This window comes from Kitasatospora humi (genome assembly GCF_020907985.1).
Classification (GTDB): Bacteria; Actinomycetota; Actinomycetes; order Streptomycetales; family Streptomycetaceae; genus Kitasatospora; species Kitasatospora humi.
The window spans coordinates 56,382-73,596 of the sequence record NZ_JAJJPA010000006.1 but is presented as its reverse complement, the minus strand read 5'-3'; the positions used below and the strand labels follow the sequence as shown (position 1 = coordinate 73,596).

17 protein-coding genes are annotated in these 17,215 nt (G+C 72.8%); 9 read left to right on the top strand and 8 right to left on the bottom strand.

What is annotated here, in order from left to right; genetic code table 11:
* Nucleotides 1-52: 52 nt before the first annotated feature.
* The gene (locus tag LN042_RS08505) at nucleotides 53-307 is read right to left on the bottom strand and encodes a hypothetical protein (protein WP_230050041.1); all 255 of its coding nucleotides are present in this window, start codon (nucleotides 305-307) and stop codon (nucleotides 53-55) included.
* Nucleotides 308-554: 247 nt separating this feature from the next.
* Between LN042_RS08505 and LN042_RS08500 the strand changes: the two genes are divergently transcribed.
* From LN042_RS08500 to LN042_RS08490, 3 genes are read left to right on the top strand one after another with little or no spacing between them, the layout of a single operon-like run.
* Nucleotides 555-980 carry a helix-turn-helix domain-containing protein gene (locus LN042_RS08500; RefSeq protein WP_230050039.1) on the top strand — a complete coding sequence of 142 codons (426 nt, stop codon included), beginning with the start codon at nucleotides 555-557 and terminating at the stop codon, nucleotides 978-980.
* Between the two features lie 26 nt (nucleotides 981-1,006).
* Nucleotides 1,007-1,561, top strand: a complete 555-nt coding sequence (locus LN042_RS08495; protein WP_230050037.1) for a ParH-like protein — start codon at nucleotides 1,007-1,009, stop codon at nucleotides 1,559-1,561.
* The gene (locus LN042_RS08490; RefSeq protein ID WP_230050035.1) at nucleotides 1,554-2,783 is read left to right on the top strand and encodes an MAB_1171c family putative transporter; all 1,230 of its coding nucleotides are present in this window, start codon (nucleotides 1,554-1,556) and stop codon (nucleotides 2,781-2,783) included. The genes LN042_RS08495 and LN042_RS08490 overlap by 8 nt, the downstream gene beginning before the upstream one ends.
* Before the next feature lie 19 nt (nucleotides 2,784-2,802).
* Here the strand turns inward: LN042_RS08490 and LN042_RS08485 are convergent, their stop codons facing one another.
* Nucleotides 2,803-3,021: a hypothetical protein gene (locus LN042_RS08485; RefSeq protein ID WP_230050033.1), complete on the bottom strand. Its 219-nt coding sequence runs from the start codon at nucleotides 3,019-3,021 to the stop codon at nucleotides 2,803-2,805.
* A gap of 141 nt (nucleotides 3,022-3,162) precedes the next feature.
* On the opposite strand from LN042_RS08485, the gene LN042_RS08480 reads away from it, so the two are divergent.
* On the top strand, nucleotides 3,163-3,426 hold the full coding sequence (locus tag LN042_RS08480) for a dsRBD fold-containing protein (RefSeq protein WP_230050031.1): 264 nt from the start codon (nucleotides 3,163-3,165) through the stop codon (nucleotides 3,424-3,426).
* 372 nt (nucleotides 3,427-3,798) lie between these two features.
* Here the strand turns inward: LN042_RS08480 and LN042_RS08475 are convergent, their stop codons facing one another.
* On the bottom strand, nucleotides 3,799-4,005 hold the full coding sequence (locus tag LN042_RS08475; protein ID WP_230050029.1) for a hypothetical protein: 207 nt from the start codon (nucleotides 4,003-4,005) through the stop codon (nucleotides 3,799-3,801).
* 202 nt (nucleotides 4,006-4,207) lie between these two features.
* Here LN042_RS08475 and LN042_RS08470 point away from each other — a divergent pair, with 202 nt between their 5' ends.
* On the top strand, nucleotides 4,208-5,248 hold the full coding sequence (locus LN042_RS08470) for a DUF6879 family protein (protein ID WP_230050027.1): 1,041 nt from the start codon (nucleotides 4,208-4,210) through the stop codon (nucleotides 5,246-5,248).
* A gap of 104 nt (nucleotides 5,249-5,352) precedes the next feature.
* Here the strand turns inward: LN042_RS08470 and LN042_RS08465 are convergent, their stop codons facing one another.
* Nucleotides 5,353-7,290 carry an alkaline phosphatase family protein gene (locus LN042_RS08465; protein WP_230050026.1) on the bottom strand — a complete coding sequence of 646 codons (1,938 nt, stop codon included), beginning with the start codon at nucleotides 7,288-7,290 and terminating at the stop codon, nucleotides 5,353-5,355.
* A gap of 236 nt (nucleotides 7,291-7,526) precedes the next feature.
* Here LN042_RS08465 and LN042_RS08460 point away from each other — a divergent pair, with 236 nt between their 5' ends.
* From LN042_RS08460 to rox, 3 genes are all read left to right on the top strand, one after another.
* On the top strand, nucleotides 7,527-9,203 hold the full coding sequence (locus LN042_RS08460) for a sodium:solute symporter family protein (RefSeq protein ID WP_230050024.1): 1,677 nt from the start codon (nucleotides 7,527-7,529) through the stop codon (nucleotides 9,201-9,203).
* A 12-nt stretch (nucleotides 9,204-9,215) separates the two neighbouring features.
* Nucleotides 9,216-9,443 (top strand): hypothetical protein, encoded by a 228-nt coding sequence (locus tag LN042_RS08455; RefSeq protein WP_230050022.1) that lies wholly within the window; start codon nucleotides 9,216-9,218, stop codon nucleotides 9,441-9,443.
* 128 nt (nucleotides 9,444-9,571) lie between these two features.
* Nucleotides 9,572-11,005 carry a rifampin monooxygenase gene (gene rox, locus LN042_RS08450; RefSeq protein ID WP_230050381.1) on the top strand — a complete coding sequence of 478 codons (1,434 nt, stop codon included), beginning with the start codon at nucleotides 9,572-9,574 and terminating at the stop codon, nucleotides 11,003-11,005.
* Between the two features lie 48 nt (nucleotides 11,006-11,053).
* Here rox and htpG read toward each other — a convergent pair whose 3' ends face one another.
* The 4 genes from htpG to LN042_RS08430 all read right to left on the bottom strand — a co-directional run bounded on the left by htpG (nucleotide 11,054) and on the right by LN042_RS08430 (nucleotide 16,240).
* Nucleotides 11,054-12,955 carry a molecular chaperone HtpG gene (gene htpG, locus LN042_RS08445; RefSeq protein ID WP_230050020.1) on the bottom strand — a complete coding sequence of 634 codons (1,902 nt, stop codon included), beginning with the start codon at nucleotides 12,953-12,955 and terminating at the stop codon, nucleotides 11,054-11,056.
* A gap of 255 nt (nucleotides 12,956-13,210) precedes the next feature.
* Nucleotides 13,211-14,551, bottom strand: a complete 1,341-nt coding sequence (gene paaK / locus LN042_RS08440; protein ID WP_230050018.1) for a phenylacetate--CoA ligase PaaK — start codon at nucleotides 14,549-14,551, stop codon at nucleotides 13,211-13,213.
* 240 nt (nucleotides 14,552-14,791) lie between these two features.
* Nucleotides 14,792-15,022, bottom strand: coding sequence for a DUF397 domain-containing protein (locus LN042_RS08435; protein ID WP_230050017.1), 231 nt, complete (start codon nucleotides 15,020-15,022; stop codon nucleotides 14,792-14,794).
* An 87-nt stretch (nucleotides 15,023-15,109) separates the two neighbouring features.
* The gene (locus LN042_RS08430; protein WP_230050015.1) at nucleotides 15,110-16,240 is read right to left on the bottom strand and encodes an S-adenosylmethionine:tRNA ribosyltransferase-isomerase; all 1,131 of its coding nucleotides are present in this window, start codon (nucleotides 16,238-16,240) and stop codon (nucleotides 15,110-15,112) included.
* A 194-nt stretch (nucleotides 16,241-16,434) separates the two neighbouring features.
* On the opposite strand from LN042_RS08430, the gene LN042_RS08425 reads away from it, so the two are divergent.
* Nucleotides 16,435-17,112: a rhomboid family intramembrane serine protease gene (locus tag LN042_RS08425; RefSeq protein WP_230050013.1), complete on the top strand. Its 678-nt coding sequence runs from the start codon at nucleotides 16,435-16,437 to the stop codon at nucleotides 17,110-17,112.
* Nucleotides 17,113-17,215 lie beyond the last annotated feature (103 nt).

Sequence of the window (17,215 nt, the reverse complement as noted above, 5' to 3'; positions counted from 1 at the left end):
GCGGCCGGGCGCCGGCCGGCGACCGGCCCGGGCGGCTCGCCAACCGGGCCGGTCACCCGCCGGCGCCCGGCAGCGGCAGCAGGTGGCGGGAGGACAGGTGTCCCACCCAGTGCCGGTGGCACTCCGGGCACGGAGCACCGCCGCTCGTCGAGTACGGGGAGGCGGTCGGGATGCCGGCTTTGGAGAAGGACTCCCAGTCGGCCCCGTCCTCGTCGCGGTAGTGCATGACGTTGTAGTCGGCGGCCCACTGCTGCCAGCAGTGTCCGCAAGTGAACTCGACGTGCTCCACAGCCAGTTCGGTGATCATGGCGGTGCTCCTAGGGCCCCGGGTGACCGCGCTGCGGGCCAACCGTGCGGAACTTCCCGTACCGGTCATGAAACTCCCATCCCAGGCCCGAGGCAAGGTCTGGCCGGGGCTCCGCCGACGGCGTACAGTGCGGCGATCACCCCCCGCGGCGCTGACAGCGAGTCACGCTCTGAACTAGGATGAACGGCATCGATCGCTGCGTCCGCCCGTGCTGGAACGGTAACGGGCGCGGCCCTGGAGGTGAGGGATGTCGGAGTCCCAGGCGCGGGGAACGACGCTGGCCGAGAAGATCGACGGCCTGTTCCGGGTGGTGCGTCGTCCCAACCGTGAGCAGTACAGCCACGAGGAGGTCGCCAAGGCCTGCCGGGAGGCCACCGGCGAGACCTTCTCCGCCACCTACCTCTGGCAGCTGCGCACCGGCCGGCGGGACAACCCCACCAAGCGCCACCTGGAGGCGCTGGCCCAGTTCTTCCAGGTCCCGGTGGCCTACTTCTTCGACGACGAGCAGGGCGCGACCATCGCCCAGGAACTGGAACTGCTCGGTGCCCTGCGGGACGCCGGGGTGCGCAGCGTGGCCCTGCGGGCGGTCAACCTCTCCCCGGAGGGGGTGGGTACGGTCAGCGACCTGATCGACGTGATCGCCCGCCGGGAGAGCGCGGGCGGCGGCAAGTAGCGCGGGGTCGGCGGGGAGGGACTGCGGTGCGGATCGGGGCGGACCGGGCGCGCGTGCGGCAGCGCCGCAGGCTCTGGCAGCGATGTCAGAAGCGGGTGGCCGACCTGGAGTTACCCGACCCCTTCGACGCCGCGGCGTTCATCCGGCTGCTCGCCGCCCGGCGCGGACGGCCGATCGAGCTGATCCCCGTCACCGCCCGCCCCACCCTGCCCTGCGGCCTGCTGATCACCACCGACCGGGCCGACTGCATCGTCTACCTGGCCGACACCACCCCGCTGCACCAGCAGCACATCCTGCTGCACGAGGCCGCCCACCTGCTCTGCGGCCACCACGAGAACGCCGAAGCCCGGCTCGGCGCCGCCCGGGCCCTGCTGCCCAGCCTCTCCGGCGAACTGGTCACCCGGGTGCTCGGCCGTACCGTCTACGCCGAACCGCAGGAGCAGGAGGCCGAACTCGTCGCCTCGCTGATCCTGCACCGGGTCCAGCGCCAGGAGCCCCCACCGCCGGTGGCGCCCGGTCAACTCTCCTGGACCGACTCGGTGTTCGGGCTTCCCCAGAGCCGCCCGGGGCGCCATGTCTGACCTCGGTCCCGCCGACCTGGCCGCCTACCTGTCCGCCGCGCTCTTCCTGCTGCTGGCCGGCCAGCGGATCGCGGCCGCCCGCCGCCAGCCCGACGACCGGGTCCAGCGCTACGCGATCGCCTTCGCCCTCTGCCTCGGCGGCGGCCTGGTCATGCGGGCCCGGGCCACCCTGACCGCCTTGGGCCGCCTGGACGACGGTACGGCCCCGGGGCTGCTCGGCGACCTCCTGAAGACCGCCGCCGTCGGCCTGCTGGTGCTGCTCGCGCTGACGCTGCGGGACCGGGGCGAACCGGAGAGCCGACCGCGGTCGCGGCGCCTGCTCCGTCGGCACAGCGCCGCCCTGCTCACCGTGTCGGTGCTGCTCGTGGTGCTGGTGCACGCCGCCCACCCCAGCGTGCGCGGCGACCGGCTGCTCGCCCACGGCGCCGACCGCTGGCTGCTGGCCGGCTACGACGCCCTGTTCGGCGGTTACGCGGTGTGCTGCCTGGCCGTCCTCGGCGCCGTGCTGGCCCGGCAGACCCGCAGCGCCGGCGCCGGGCTGCTGCGCACCGGCCTGCGCCTGATGGCGGCATCGGCCGCGGTCGGCGTGCTCTGGAGCCTGTGGACCGCGGACGACGTGGTCTCGGTGCTGCTGCGCGGCAGCCAGGACAGCGGCGAGGACGCCCCCTCCGACGTGCTGGGCACGATCTGCGCCCTGCTCGCGGTGAGCGGCGCCTCCGTCACCGTCTGGGGCGCCACCCGCTGGGGCGCCCGGATCACCGCACCGGCCCGCTGGCTCCGGGCCCGCCGCCGCTACCGGGCGCTGGAGCCGCTCTGGTCCGCCCTGCACACCGCCGTCCCCGGCATCGCCCTGGCGCCCAGCCCGACTCGGCGCCCGCCGCTGCGCACCGCCGAGTTCGCGCTCTACCGGCGGATCATCGAGATCCGGGACGGCCAGCTCGCGCTGCGCCCGTACCTGCAGCCGCAGCTGCCCGAGTGGCTGGCGGCCGTCGGGGCCGGCGGCGAGCCGGACGGCGCGGTGCTGGAGGCGGCGGCGCTGGCCGCCGCCCTGGAGGCCCGGCGGGCGGGCCGGCCGGGCGGCGAGCCGGCGGGGCCGGGCTGGGTGCCGCAGCCGGTGCCCGGCACGGTGGCCGCCGAGGCCGCCTGGCTGCTCCAGGTCGCCGCGGCCTTCGCCGGCTCGCGGCTGGTGGCCGAGGTCCGGCAGCGGGCCGCATCGTCCTGACGGCTCGTCAGGAATGCCGCTACTCGGGCAGATCGGGGCCGTCCGGGAGGTCGGGGGGCGCGGGCAGTTCGGGGGCCTGCGGGAGGTCGGGCTGCGCGGGGAGCTCGGGCGGTTCGGGCAGGTCCGTGAGGTGCGGCAGGCCGGTGAAGTGGGGCAGCCGCGGGGTCTGCGGCAGCTCGCCGGGCTCTGGCAGGTCCGGCGGTTCGGGCAGCTCGGGCGGTTCGGGCAGGATCGGCATGCGGGGCCTCCGCTCGGCTCGTACGGTCCGTCACATCCTGCTGCCGCGGGTGCGCTTGGGCAAGGCCCGCCCGTGATCACCGGGGCGCTTGCGGCACCAGCCCGGCGGGTTCACGCTGGGGATGAGGTAGGGAGGCACACCATGCGCAACCAATGGGATGTCGAGCTCAGCTTCGAGGAAGACGGCGTGAACACGCACTGTGACGCCCGGCTGGTCGGGACGAGGGCCCCGAACCTGCACGGCCACGGCGACGCGGTCCGCAGCGCCGAGGACCGGCCGCTGGCCAGGATCGGCGAGGAGGTCGCCGCGTGGCGCGCGTTGGACGACCTCTCGCACAAACTGCGGGCGCAGGCATCGGGTGAGATCCAGGACGAGGGCCACCGGCCCGGGTACCTGGTGTACTGAACCGGACACCGAACCGCCCGCGCACCGAGCCGTCGTGCGGGGGCGACGAATGACGGCCGCCGGGGGCTGACCGGCGGAGCGCCCGCGGGGCCGGGGCAGCGGGGCGAGGGCTGCTCGGGTGCGGGCGGATCGGGTGGGTCGGCCCCGGCGGCCGGGGTGTCCGGTCGGGCGGTCGGTTGTCCCTCCCACAAGGGACGCGGTCCCCCGTGCGGGACCTGGCCGGCCGTCCGACCGTGCTCTGGTGCGGGCTCCGTCAGTGCGCCGCCTGCTGCGGGGTGAGCCAGCTGTTCTCGTCCACGCGGCGGCGGTGCGGGGTGGTCGCGGTGGTCATCGCGAGCTCCTCCTGAGGGTCCGGACGGTACGGGCGGGGTCCTACTTGAGGTTGTACGGCGGGCAGACGCAGTCGCCCCAGCTGGTGTCCTTGATCACGATGGGGACGGAGAACTGGACGCCGCCCGTGCTGTCGGCGTGGATCGCGCCGCCGGGGCGGGTGGTGGCCTGGGCGGTGGCGGTGGCGCCGGTCAGCAGGGTGCCGACGAGCAGCAGCAGTGCCAAGCCGCGGCGGGAGTTCGGGGCCATGGGCCAGCTCCTGGGGTTCGGGAACGTCGCACGGTCACCCGCGGAACCGGTGCCTGCCGGGTGACGTCCGGACGGTGGGACCGTTGACACCCCGTCCGGATATCGACTAGTTCACCCCGCCGAGTGGCTGGTCGTCCAGAGGTGATCAATGGCAATACCGTGCATGGCAGGTTAAGACGGGGGCCGCATACAGGGGTGAAAAGTGCAGAACGGTACAGACTTCGGCCAACTACCGGTCCTTGACGAGGTGTCACTGCGGCTCTTCGACCAGGTGCTGGCCAGCGGCGGGCTCGACCGGCAGGCGGCGGCCGGCACCGCGTCGGTCGCCGGCCTGAGCCGGGCGCAGCTCGACCACGCCACCGAGGTGCTGCTCGCACTTCGGCTGCTCCGCCCCGCCCCCGGACGGCCCGACCTGCTGATACCGACCAGCCCGGAGGCCGCGGCGGCCGAGGCGCTCGGCCCGCTGGAGGCGCGGATCGCGGCCGCCAGCACCCGCGCCCAGGCCACCCGCGACCAGCTGCAGGCGCTGATGCCGAAGTACCGGTCCGCGCTGCGGGAGCGCGGCCGGCAAGCCGGCGGCGACCGGTTGCCCGACCTGACGACCGTCTCCGCGATGCTCGGCGAGGAGGCCGCCCGCTGCCAGAAGGAGGTCTTCACCATCCAGCCGGGCGGCGGCCGGCAGCCCGGCCGGCTCGCCCAGGCCGTCAACCGGGACCTGGCGATGCTGGACCGCGGCATCCGGATGCGCACCCTCTACCAGCACTCGGCGCGCAGCAACCTGGCCACCCAGGGCTATGTGGAGACGCTCACCGCCGCCGGCGCCGAGTACCGCACCGCCGCCGAGCTGCCCGATCGGGCGGTGGTCTTCGACCGGGCGGTGGCCTTCCTGCCGGTGCGCGCCGAGGGTGGCTCCGGGGACGGCGCGGTGCTGGTCCGCGACCCGGACATCGTGGCCTACCTCTGCCGGGTCTTCGACCAGCTGTGGGCCACCGCCACCCCGTTCACCGGCGGCTCCGAGGCGGCTTACCGCGCGGTCGGCGACGACCTGCGGCGAGCGCTGCTCGGGATGCTCGCCGAGGGCGCCAAGGACGAGGTGATCGCCCGCCGGCTCGGCATGTCGCTGCGCACCTGCCGCCGGCACATCGCCGACGCGCTGCTGGCGCTCGGCGCGGAGAGCCGCTTCCAAGGCGGGGTGCTGGCCGAACGCAGCGGTCTCACCGCACCCGAGGTGGAGGCCGGCTGAGTCGCCGTGGCGCCGTCCGGTCAGCGGACGCAGGCAGTCGTCCGGGCCCGGTCCGCGGCCCGGGGCGGCCACCGCCGGGATGCCGAGGCCGAGGGCCGGGCGGTTCAGGTGCCCGCCGCCCCTCCCGGGCGGGCGGTGCGCACGCCGTGCTCGCGCGGCCGGGCGGTGGGCACGCCGTGCTCGCGCAGCCGGGCGCGCACCTCCACCAGGTACCGGGCGGCCTCGCCCACCGTGCCGATCGCCGCGACCCGCTGCCGCACCTGCTCGTGCTGCTCCGGGTCGAGCCGGGCGTGCAGGATCGCCGCGGTCTGCAGGGAGCCGCGCACCGACGCGGTCAACGGCCGCGCGGCGACGGCCGGGTCGGCCGTCGCGACCAGCCGGTCGCCGTCCGTCCGGCCGTGGACCTCCCGGGGGCCCGGGTCGGCCGGGTCCGGCAGGGTGAGGGGGGCCGTGCGGGGCGTGCGGGCGGACAGCAGATGGGCGAAGTGGTTGGCGTGCCGGTCCCGCTGGGTCAGCGGCTCCAGCCCGAACAGCTGCTCCACGGTGGCCGGCAGCGAGCCGTGGTCGTACTGGGTGTGGTCGACCAGGTTGCAGTTCTGGCCCGGAACGCCCGGCGAGCGCAGATCGGGCACCCAGGGGGAGACCACCACGGCCGGCACCCGCACGCCCTGCCGGTCGAACCGGAAGCCGTGCGCGTTGTGCTCCGGGTCGACCGAGTCACCGGGCGGCACCGCGGTCGGCGGCGGTACGTGGTCGTAGAAGCCGCCGTGCTCGTCATAGGTGATCACCAGCAGGCTGGACTCCCAGTGCGGGGACCGCCGGACCGCCTCGTAGACCTGCTTGATCAGCGCCTCGCCCCGGGTCACGTCGTCCAGCGGGTGCTGACCGCTGCCGCCCCGCAGGCCGGCGCCGTGGCTGGGCACATGGCCGTAGCAGGGCTCGATGAAGGTGTAGGCGGCGTCGTAGTGGCGGCGGCCCAGGTGGTCGGACAGGTCGTCGACGTGGTGGTAGCGGGTGAGCAGGCGGCGCAGGTCCATCCCGGCCAGCGCCGAGACCTGTGGCAGCGCGTCGCCCGAGTACACCCGCCAGGGCAGGCCCTTGCCGTCCAGCGCCTCGTAGATGGTGCCGTGCTCGAAGTGGTAGCCGGCCGGCTCGGAGCCGATCGTCTCCGACGGGTCCGGGCTGCGGTCCAGGCCCGCCGAGCTGGCCGCGTGCAGGAAGAACCGGTTGGGCCAGGCGGGGCCGGGCAACGCGGAGAACCAGCGGTCGCAGAGGGCGAACTCCCTTGCCAGCGTGGCCAGGACCGGCACCTGTCGGTCCGTGAAGCAGGCCATCACCGCACCCGGGTCGGCCGAACCGTCTTTGCGGGCGGCCTCGTCGGCGTAGTTCCGCACGAAGCCGCTGAGGTCGATCGGCGGGTAGTCACCGGTGTACGCACAGCGGTCGTCGTGCGGGCGGCCGTCGGTCGGGCTTCCGGCCAGCTGGAGTCGGACGTCGCAGAACTCGCGCGGCGGGTCCACCGGCAGCACGAACGGCGGGCCGAGCCGGATCCGGTAGTCGGTGCCCGCATGGCTGTTGCGCTGATCGCCCGGACCGTCCACGGTGGTGGCCGCACCGGTCACCGGGTCGACGCCGATGCCCGGGCGCAGCTCGCCGTCCGGGCTGACGGCGCCGGTGGAGGCGCCGAGCATGTGGTCGAAGGAGCGGCTCTCCAGGACCAGGACGAAGACGTGCCGGATCCGCTCCGAGGCGGTGCTGCCGACACGCATCGGGAGCACCCCGGCGGCGGCCGTCAGCGCCCAGTGCAGCAGCCGGCCGGCGACGCGGCAGGCAGCCTCCGCCAGGCGGCAGCCGAGCTCCCCGAGCCCCGCCGGGACCGCCCGCCGGCCGGGGTCGGCCCGGCGCCAGCCGGCCAGCCGGTGCCGGGCGGCGGCACACCGGCCGACGCAGCCCTCCAGCAGCCGGGCCCGCCAGCGGTCCCGCCGGCGCAGCAGGGCGAACCGGGCGGATCCGCAGCACCGGCCGCGCTCGCTCTCCGCCACACCCGCCCTCTTTCGTCCTCCGGACCCTGACGCCCAGCCAGCCCAGCAGCCGAGGTGAGGTGCGGCAACGGACCACGCCGGTGGCCGGGTGGCGGTGCGTCCGTTCGGCGGCTCGACGAGGGTGGCCGGTGCCCCGTTCGGCGGTGCGACGAGCGCGCCTGGCCGGGGGCGGGGCCGGCGGGCGCCTACCGTGGGCCGCCACCGCCCACAGGGGCAGCCACTCCACCGGGGTCGCCATGACGCCACTCGCCGCCATCCAGCTGCGCCTCGAGGCCCAGCCCGTCGACTACGCCCTGCTCGCCCTCTACTTCGCGCTGGTGCTGGGCATCGGCACGATGGCCCGCCGCTCGGTCTCCGCCAGCCTGGACTTCTTCCTGGCCGGCCGGGCGCTGCCCGCCTGGGTCACCGGCCTGGCCTTCATCTCGGCCAACCTGGGGGCCGTCGAGATCTTCGGCATGACCGCCAACGGCGCGCAGTTCGGCATCCCGACCGTGCACTACTACTGGATCGGCGCCATCCCGGCCATGGTCTTCCTCGGCCTGGTGATGATGCCGTTCTACTACGGCTCCAAGGTGCGCAGCGTGCCCGAGTTCCTGCTGCGCCGGTTCGGCCGGTTCGCCCACCTGGTCAACGCGTTGAGCTTCGCGCTGGCCCAGGTGCTGATCGCCGGGGTGAACCTGTACGCCCTGGCCACCGTGGTCAACCTGCTGCTGGGCTGGCCGCTCTGGGTGTCGGTGCTGGCGGCGGCGGCGATCGTGCTGGCCTACACCACCCTGGGCGGGCTCTCGGCGGCCGTCTACAACGAGGTGCTGCAGTTCTTCGTCATCGTGGCGATGCTGGTGCCGATCACCCTGGTCGGGTTGCACCGGGTCGGCGGCTGGGACGGGCTGGCGGCGCGGGTGCGCGCCCTGAACGCCGATGCCGAACTCCAGTTGCACTCCTGGCCGGGCACCAACCTCACCGGGATCGAGAACGCCGCCCTGTCGGTGCTGGGCATCGTCTTCGGCCTTGGCTTCGTGCTTTCGTTCGGCTACTGGACCACCAACTTCGCCGAAGTGCAACGGGCGTTGGCGGCAAAGGACATGTCGGCGGCGCGCCGCACCCCGCTGATCGGGGCGTACCCCAAGGCGCTGATCGTGCTGGTGATCGTGATCCCGGGCATGCTCGCGGCCGTGCTCTCACCGGAGTTGGCGGCGTACAAGGCGAGCGGGGGCACGTTGAACAACGGGGTCACCTACAACAACGCGATCGAGCTGCTGATCCGCGACCTGCTGCCGAGCGGGATGCTGGGGGTGGCGATCACCGGGCTGCTGGCGGCGTTCATGGCGGGCATGGCGGCGAACGTCAGCTCGTTCAACACCGTTTTCACGTACGACATCTGGCAGTCCTACGTGGTGCGGGACCGGGTGGACCACTACTACCTGCGGGTCGGCCGGATCGCCACGGTGGCAGGGTGCGCGATCGCGGTCGGGACGGCGTTCATCGCCAGTCACTACAACAACATCATGGACTACCTCCAGACGCTGTTCTCCTTCTTCAACGCACCACTCTTCGCCACCTTCATCCTCGGCATGTTCTGGCGCCGCACCAGCCCGGTGGCGGGCGGCGTCGGGCTGCTGGTGGGGACGGCGGCCGCGGTGACCATCGACCAGCTGAACCGGCACCACGTGCTGCACATGTCCGGACAGGGCCCGAGCTTCGTGGCGGCGAGCGCGGCGTTCGTGATGGACATCGCGGTGAGCGTGCCGCTGTCACTGGCGACGGCACCGAAGCCGGACAGCGAACTGGGCGGACTCGTCTGGTCGTTGACGCCACGGGTGCGGGCCGAGAAGGACGCCTGGTACCGCTCGCCGGGTCTGCTGGCGATCGGAGTGCTGGCGCTGGCCACGGCGCTGAGCATCGTCTACTGGTGAGGGAGGTCCGGGGTGTTCTTCGATCTGCGCCTGATCATCGCGTTCCTGTTCGCCTGCTACGGCGCCGTGTTGACGGCACTGGGGGCCACGGCCACCACGGAGGCCGACCGGCTGAAGACGGGCGGCTGGAACGTCAACCTGTGGGTGGGCCTGGTGATGCTGGGATTCGCGGCGGTGATGGGCCTCTGGGCGGCCCTGCGGCCGATCCGGCCGCCCGAGGGGGAGCGGGAGGACGAGTAGGCGGGATCGCCACTCCTCGCCACTCTCAACGTATAGCGCAACGGGGGCCTTGCGGCAAGGCCCCGGTCATCCCGCAGAATCACCGCTCGAAGCCAGAACCTGCGGACATGGGGGACTCCTTGACTGACCTGATCGACGTGATCGTCGTCGGTGCCGGACCGACCGGGATGATGCTGGCCGCGGAGCTGCGGCTGCACGAGGTGCGCGTGGTCGTGCTGGAGAAGTTGACCGAGCCGACGCCGGAGACCCGCGGCCGTGGCCTGCACGCGCGCAGCGTGGAGCTGATGGACCAGCGCGGGCTGCTGGAGCGGTGCCTGGCGGTCAGTGAGAAGTTCCGGATCGGCGGATTCTTCGGCGGCGTCCACAAGGCGTGGCCGGAGGGGATGGACACGGCGCACCCGTACGGCCTGACCATGGCGCAGCCGGTCACCGAGCGGCTGCTCACCGAGCACGCCCGGGAGCTGGGCGCCGACATCCGGCGGGGCTGCGAGGTGGTCGGGGTGAGCCAGGACGAGGAGGCGGTGACCGTCGAGCTGGCGGACGGCAGCCGGCTGACCGCGCGCTACCTGGTCGGGTGCGACGGGGGCCGCAGCGCGGTGCGCAAGCTGGTGGGCATCGGCTTCCCGGGCGAGCCCGCCACGGTCGAGACGCTGCTGGGCGACATGGAGCTGACCGAGGATCCGGAGAAGGTCGCCGCCGTCGTCGCGGAGGTCCGCAAGACCCAGCTGCGGTTCGGCACCATCGACGAGGGCGGCGGCGTGCACCGCGTCATCGTGCCCGCCGCCGGGGTGGCCGAGGACCGCACGGCCCCGACGACCTTCGAGGAGTTCAAACAGCAGCTGGTGGCCGTCGCGGGCACCGACTTCGGGGCGCACTCGCCGCGCTGGCTGTCCCGGTTCACCGACGCCACCCGGCAGGCCGAGCGCTACCGGGCCGGGCGGGTGCTGCTGGCCGGTGACGCGGCGCACATCCATCCGCCGGTCGGCGGGCAGGGCCTCAACCTCGGCATCCAGGACGCGTTCAACCTGGGCTGGAAGCTGGCCGCCGCGGTCAACGGCTGGGCGCCGCAGGGGCTGCTGGACAGCTACCACGCCGAACGGCACCCGGTGGGAGCCCGGGTGCTGGACAACACCCGCGCGCAGATGACGCTGCTCGGGACCGGGGCGGGTGCGGTCGCGCTGCGGGAACTGCTCTCGAAGCTGATGGACTTCGAGGAGGTGAACCGCTACATCACCGGGATGATCACCGCGATCGACATCCGCTACGACTTCGGCGAGGACGACGACCATGAACTGCTCGGCCGCCGCCTGCGCGACGTGCGGCTGAAGCAGGGCCGCCTCTACGAGCTGATGCACGCCGGCCGCGGCCTGCTGCTCGATGCGACCGGCCGGCTCTCGCCGGCGGGCTGGGCGGACCGGGTCGACCACGTCGCCGACGTCAGCGAGGAACTGGAGGCGCCCGCGGTGCTGCTGCGCCCGGACGGGCACGTGGCGTGGGTGGGCGACGACCAGCGGGAGTTGGAGATCCGGCTGGCGAAGTGGTTCGGCGCCGCCGCCGGTTGAGCCGGGCACCAGGGGGTGGGCGGTCGGCGCCGCCCACCCCGGTACGCGTCAGACGGTACGGGCCAGCCGGTCCGCCATCAGCTTGATGAACCGCGACGGGTCACTGGGCTGACCGCCCTCGGCGAGCAGCGCCATGCCGTAGAGCAGCTCGGCGGTCTCGGGCAGCCCCGGGTCGTCCGCGCGCTCGCTGTGCGCCTGGTTGAGCCCGGTCACCAGCGGGTGCGCCGGGTTCAGCTCCAGGATCCGCTTGGCGCGCGGGAGTTCCTGGCCCATCGCCTTGTACATCGCCTGCAGCGCCGGCGTCGCGTCGAAGGTGTCCGAGACCACGCAGGCGGGCGACACCGTCAGGCGGGAGGAGAGGCGGACCTCCTTGACCTCCTCGCCGAGCTGCTCGGTCATCCAGCCGAGCAGCCCGGAGAACTCCTGCCGGCGCTTCTCGCGCTCGCCCTCGGCCCCGGTCGCCTCGTCGTCCGACTCGTCCAGGTCGATCTCGCCCTTGGCGACCGAGCGCAGCTGCTTGCCGTCGAACTCCGCAACGGCCTCCACCCACAGCTCGTCCACCGGGTCGGTGAGCAGCAGCACCTCGAGGCCCTTGGCCCGGAACGCCTCCATGTGCGGGGAGTTCTCGATGGCCGGCCGGGAGTCGCCGGTCAGGTAGTAGATGTGCTCCTGGCCGTTCTTCATCCGCTCCACGTACTCGCGCAGCGTGGTCGGCTCCGCCTCGTCGTGGGTGGAGGCGAAGGAGGAGACGGCGAGGATGGCCTCGCGGTTCTCGCCGTCGCTGAGCAGACCCTCCTTGAGCACCCGGCCGAACTCCCGCCAGAAGGTCCGGTACTTCTCGGCGTCGCCCGTCATCATCTCCTTGACGGTGGCCAGCACCTTCTTGGCCAGCCGGCGGCGCATCAGCTGGATCTGCCGGTCCTGCTGGAGGATCTCCCGGGAGACGTTGAGCGACAGGTCCGCCGCGTCCACCACGCCCTTGACGAACCGCAGGTAGGGCGGCATCAGCGCCTCGCAGTCGTCCATCACGAAGACGCGCTTCACATAGAGCTGGATGCCGCGCTGGTAGTCGCGGGTGAACATGTCGTGCGGCGCGCGCGACGGCACGAACAGCAGCGCCTGGTACTCGAAGGTGCCCTCGGCCTGCAGCCGGATGGTCTCCAGCGGGTCGGTCCAGTCGTGGCTGAGGTGCTTGTAGAGCTCGTGGTACTCCTCGTCCGACACCTCGTCGCGGGAGCGGGCCCAGAGCGCCTTCATCGAGTTGAGCGTCTCCGGCTCGGGCTCCTTGCCCTCCTCGGCCGGCCCGGCCATCCGGATCGGCCAGGTGATGAAGTCGGAGTACTTCTTGACGATCTGACGGATCTGCCACGGCGCCGTGTAGTCGTGCAGCTGGTCCTCGGTGTCGGCGGGGCGCAGCTTCAGCGTCACCGAGGTGCCCTGCGGCGCCTCGTCGAGCCGCTCCAGGCTGTAGCTGCCCTCGCCGCTCGACGACCACCGGGTGCCCCCGGTCTCCCCGGCCTTCCGGGTCACCAGCACGACCTCGTCGGCCACCATGAAGCTGGAGTAGAAGCCGACCCCGAACTGCCCGATCAGCCCCTCCGCCGCCCCGGCATCCTTGGCCTCCTGCAGCTCCTTGACGAACTTGGCGGTACCCGAGTTCGCGATGGTGCCGATGAGCTGGATCACCTCCTCGTACGACATGCCGATCCCGTTGTCCCGGACGGTCAGCGTCCGGGACTCGGGGTCGGCCACCAACTCGATGTGCAGGTCCGAGACATCGGCTCCGGCCGCCTCGTCCCGCAGCGCCGCGAGCCGCAACTTGTCCAGCGCATCCGATGCGTTGGAGATCAGCTCGCGCAGGAACACGTCCTTGTTCGAGTAGATCGAGTGGATCACCAGCTGCAGCAGCTGCCGCGCTTCCACCTGGAACTCGAACGTCTCAGTCGCCATGACCGGCGCATCCTCCTGGTTCAACAAGTGACACGTACTGCTGAGCACTGTAGATCAGCGACGGGCGGTGAGCCGAGTGTTGTCGCGGATCACCCGGTGCGACCGGCCTGGAATCCGACCGGGGCCGCCGAGGCGGTCTTGTGACCGGTCGCCGCAGCGGTCCTGCCGCCGACGTTCCGGGACGGCGGCGGCAGGTCGCCCACCAGGCCCGGGACGGCGGGCAGGCCGGGCGCGACCCTGCGCCCGGGTGGGCTGTCACTGGTCGCGCAGGTCGCGCAGGTCCCGGACGCGGCGGATCTTGCCGACCGAGCGCTCCAGGGTCTCGGGGTCGACGACCACCACCTCCACGGTGACGCCGATGCCGTCCTTGACGCCCTGGGCGATCAGCCGGGCCGCGAGGTCGCGCTGTTCGGGGCCGACGCCGGCGGAGCGCGCCTCGACGTGGACGGTCAGGTGGTCCAGCCGGCCGCGCCGGGTCAGCCGGAGCTGGAAGTGCGGCGCGACACCGGGAGTGCGCAGCACGATCTCCTCGATCTGGCTGGGGAAGAGGTTCACCCCGCGCAGGATGATCATGTCGTCGCAGCGGCCGGTGATCTTCTCGATCCGCCGGAACGCCGGTCGGGCGGTGCCCGGCAGCAGGCGGGTCAGGTCGCGGCTGCGGTAGCGGATGACCGGTAGCGCCTCCTTGGTCAGCGAGGTCAGGACCAGCTCGCCGCCCTCGCCGTCGGGCATCACCTCGTCCGTGAGAGGGTCGACCACCTCCGGGTAGAAGTGGTCCTCCCACACGTGCAGCCCGTCCTTGGTCTCCACGCACTCCTGGGCGACGCCCGGCCCGATCACCTCCGACAGGCCGTAGATGTCGACGGCGTGGATGTCCATCCGCTCCTCGATCTCGCGGCGCATCTCCTCGGTCCACGGCTCGGCGCCGAAGATGCCCACCCGCAGGGACGTCGAGCGCGGGTCGACGCCCTGACGCTCGAACTCGTCGAGCAGGGTGAGCAGATAGGAGGGGGTGACCATGATGATCTCGGGCTCGAAGTCCTGGATCAGCTGCACCTGGCGGGCCGTCATGCCGCCCGAGGCGGGGATCACCGTGCAGCCGGCCCGCTCGGCGCCGTAGTGGGCGCCCAGGCCTCCGGTGAACAGCCCGTAGCCGTAACTGATGTGCACCTTGTGCCCGGGGCGGCCGCCGGCGGCGCGGATGGACCGGGCCATCACGTCGGCCCACCGCGTCAGGTCGCCCTCGGTGTAACCGACCACGACCGGGCGGCCCGTGGTGCCGCTGGAGGCGTGCAACCGGCGGACCTGGTCCATCGGCACGGCGAACATGCCGAACGGGTAGGTCTCGCGCAGATCCGCCTTGGTGGTGAACGGGAACCGGGCGATGTCCTCGAGGGTGCGGCAGTCGGCCGGAGTCACCCCGGCCGCGTCGAACTTGCGGCGGTACAGCTCGACGTTGTCGTAGGCGTGCCGCAAGGTGTCCCGGAGCCGCGTGAGTTGGAGGGCTCGCAGCTCCTCCCGCGACAACCGCTCGGCGTCGTCCAGCAGTTCGGCGGGAAGCGGCTCGCCGAGGCGGGTGGGCCGATCGGTGCTCATCGTGCTGCCTTCCTCCGCGCCGAGCACGGTCTCCACGGGATCGCGCCGACCGCCGTCCTGACCACGGCCCGATGTCCGTCTTGCGGCACCCGACCGACCATTCGGTCTGTGTGCGGCAAGGACAAGTAATCCAGCTGCACCACCGCAAGTCAAGGGTCGGATCGCGGGCATGCCGAGGCAGGCCCGCACCCGAGGGGTGACGGGCCCGCCATCCGCTGGTCGGTGGTGGCCGGCCGGCGGTCAGGCGCCGAACTCGCCCTTGTGGACGCCCTTGAGGAAGGCGCCCCACTCGGTGGCGGTGAACCGCAGGGCGGTCAGCTGCGGGTTCTTGGAGTCGCGGACCGCGACGGCTCCGCCGTCCAGCTCGGCGATCTCGACACAGTCCTTGCTGTCCTTGCTGTAGCTGGACTTGTGCCAGGCGAGGCCGGCCAGGGTGGATCCGTACAGCGCCGCCTTGTTCAGCTCCGACATGATGACTCTCCTCTCGTTGCCTTCTCTCGCTGGGCTCGTGGCTCAGTGGGCGTGGCGCCCCGGGTGTCCCGTCCCGCGGCTCATCGGTCAGACGATCACCATCGAGTCGCCGAACTCGTAGAAGCGGTAGCCGCGCGGGACGATCTCCGTGCGGTAGATCTCCGGCAGCCGGTCGCCGCCCACCAGGCTCGCGGTCAGCTGCAGTTCGGAGCTGGTCGGCATGTGCAGGTTGGTCATGAAGGCGTCGCAGGAGCGGAACCGGTGACCGGGGTCGATGACCAGCCGGGTCCAGCCGTGCCCGGGCCAGACCCGTCCCGCGTCGTCGGTCACCGTCTCCAGCGTCCGCATCACGGTGGTGCCGCAGACGACCACCCGCCCACCGGCCCGGCGCCGGGCGTTGATGGTGTCGGCGGTCTCGATCGACACGTCGTAGTGCTCCGCGCCGGGGAAGTTGCCGCGCTCGTCGGCCGGCGTGCGGGCGGTGCCCTCCGGCAGGACCGGCTCGGTGATGCCCGCGGTCTCGCGCAGCCAGGTGGCGAGCCGCACGACTCCCCACTTGACGCCGATGTCCAGCGTCACCTCGGCCACCGCGACGCCGAGTTCGGTCAGCTGCCGTAACAGCTCCGGTGTGAAGTGCCGCCCAGCCGAGGGCAGCATGATGCCGCCGGGCCGGCTCCCGTAGACGTTCTGGTAGTGCTCGGGGCGGGGCCGGGACCCCAGGTAGTGCGGGTAGAAGAGGGTGGCGGCCCGCTCCAGCGCCTCCGGCCCGGGCGGCGTCAGCACGATGCGCCACTCGCCGGGCGTTTCCTCCCGGACGAGCCGCCCGGACAGCCGGACGCGGTCGAGACCGCGGCCGGAACCGTCGCAGCCGTCGAAGGTGAACTCCTCACCGGCGCGCCGGTCCGGCTCGGCCGCCACCACCTGGGCATGCCAACTGCCGTCCTCCATCGGCGAGTAGACCTGCACCACGACCCGGTGCCCGCGCTCGTCCGTGCCGCGCAGCACGGACGGCAGGACCCGCGAGTTGTTGAGCACCAGCACGTCGCCCGGCCCCAGCACCCCGGCGAGCTCGAAGAACCGGCGGTGCTCCACCGCCCCGTTCCGGCGGTCCACCACGACCATCCGCGCGTCGCTGCGGGCGCCGCCGAGGGCTTCGACCGGCTGCTTCGCCACCAGTTCCGGCGGCACGGTGTAGGCCGGTTCGGCATCCCGGGTCACGTCGCACCCCTCTCGGGCCCAGAACGCGTTGCGACCGTCGAGCAGGTCGTGCCGTCGGCCACCGGGCCTCTTCCAGCATGCGCCCGCCCCGCTCGCCACCGCATCTCGGCTCCGCGCCACCCGAACCCACGGACCCGGGGGTCGCACGGACGCGCTGTTACCATCTGCGGCGAGATGACCAGGAGGGGGCGGGCATGGCCGAGAGCGACATCCGCAGCGCCGAGGCGGTGATGATCGCGGAGGCGCGCAAGGCGTTCTTCGTGGTGTTCGGGCTGCTCGCGCTGGTCTGGGCGGTGCAGTTGGCCAACTGGTCGGACGGCAACGCGCTGGCCGTGCGGTTCGCCATCCGCCCGCAGGAGCTCGACTCGCTCGGGACGGTCTTCACCGCCCCGCTGCTCCACTACGGCTGGGCCCACCTGGAGGGCAACTCCGGGCCGCTGTTCGTCTTCGCCTTCCTGGCCGCCTACCGCGGGGTGGCCCGGTTCCTGGTGCTGACCGTGCTGCTGGCGGTGACCAGCGGCCTGGCGGTGTGGGTCTTCCAGAGCCCGCAGATCGCGACGGTGGGCGCCAGCGGGCTGGTCTTCGGCTACTTCGCCTACGTGGTGCTGCGCGGGATCTTCGACCGGCACCTGATCGACAGCCTGATCGGCCTGGTGATGGCGGCCAGCTTCGCCTACCTGGTGTTCGGCGCGCTGCCCAGCGCCCCGGGCGGGGTGAGCTGGCTGGACCACCTCGGCGGGCTGGCCGGCGGGTGCCTGGGTGCCTGGCTGCTGCGCGACCGCCGCCCCGGTGGTGCCGCCGTCCCGACCGCGCCGACCGCCCCCTCCGAGCGCTCGGCCCTGCTCAAGGAACTCGACGACCTGGGCCTCTAGGAGCGACCGCCCGGGCCGCCGCGCCGCCGGGCACGCCCGAACCGGCCGCGGCCGGGCGCCCCGGAGGATGACACCCGGCCCGCAGGAGGACGAAACCCGGCGC

What these genes read in the sequence shown, in the direction of transcription:
- LN042_RS08505 (WP_230050041.1), bottom strand. Translation starts at nt 307, where the DNA reads ATGATCACCGAACTGGCTGTGGAGCACGTCGAGTTCACTTGCGGACAC.
- LN042_RS08500 (WP_230050039.1), top strand. Translation starts at nt 555, where the DNA reads ATGTCGGAGTCCCAGGCGCGGGGAACGACGCTGGCCGAGAAGATCGAC.
- LN042_RS08490 (WP_230050035.1), top strand. Translation starts at nt 1,554, where the DNA reads ATGTCTGACCTCGGTCCCGCCGACCTGGCCGCCTACCTGTCCGCCGCG.
- LN042_RS08485 (WP_230050033.1), bottom strand. Translation starts at nt 3,021, where the DNA reads ATGCCGATCCTGCCCGAACCGCCCGAGCTGCCCGAACCGCCGGACCTG.
- LN042_RS08480 (WP_230050031.1), top strand. Translation starts at nt 3,163, where the DNA reads ATGCGCAACCAATGGGATGTCGAGCTCAGCTTCGAGGAAGACGGCGTG.
- LN042_RS08475 (WP_230050029.1), bottom strand. Translation starts at nt 4,005, where the DNA reads ATGGCCCCGAACTCCCGCCGCGGCTTGGCACTGCTGCTGCTCGTCGGC.
- LN042_RS08460 (WP_230050024.1), top strand. Translation starts at nt 7,527, where the DNA reads ATGACGCCACTCGCCGCCATCCAGCTGCGCCTCGAGGCCCAGCCCGTC.
- htpG (WP_230050020.1), bottom strand. Translation starts at nt 12,955, where the DNA reads ATGGCGACTGAGACGTTCGAGTTCCAGGTGGAAGCGCGGCAGCTGCTG.
- paaK (WP_230050018.1), bottom strand. Translation starts at nt 14,551, where the DNA reads ATGAGCACCGATCGGCCCACCCGCCTCGGCGAGCCGCTTCCCGCCGAA.
- LN042_RS08435 (WP_230050017.1), bottom strand. Translation starts at nt 15,022, where the DNA reads ATGTCGGAGCTGAACAAGGCGGCGCTGTACGGATCCACCCTGGCCGGC.
- LN042_RS08425 (WP_230050013.1), top strand. Translation starts at nt 16,435, where the DNA reads ATGGCCGAGAGCGACATCCGCAGCGCCGAGGCGGTGATGATCGCGGAG.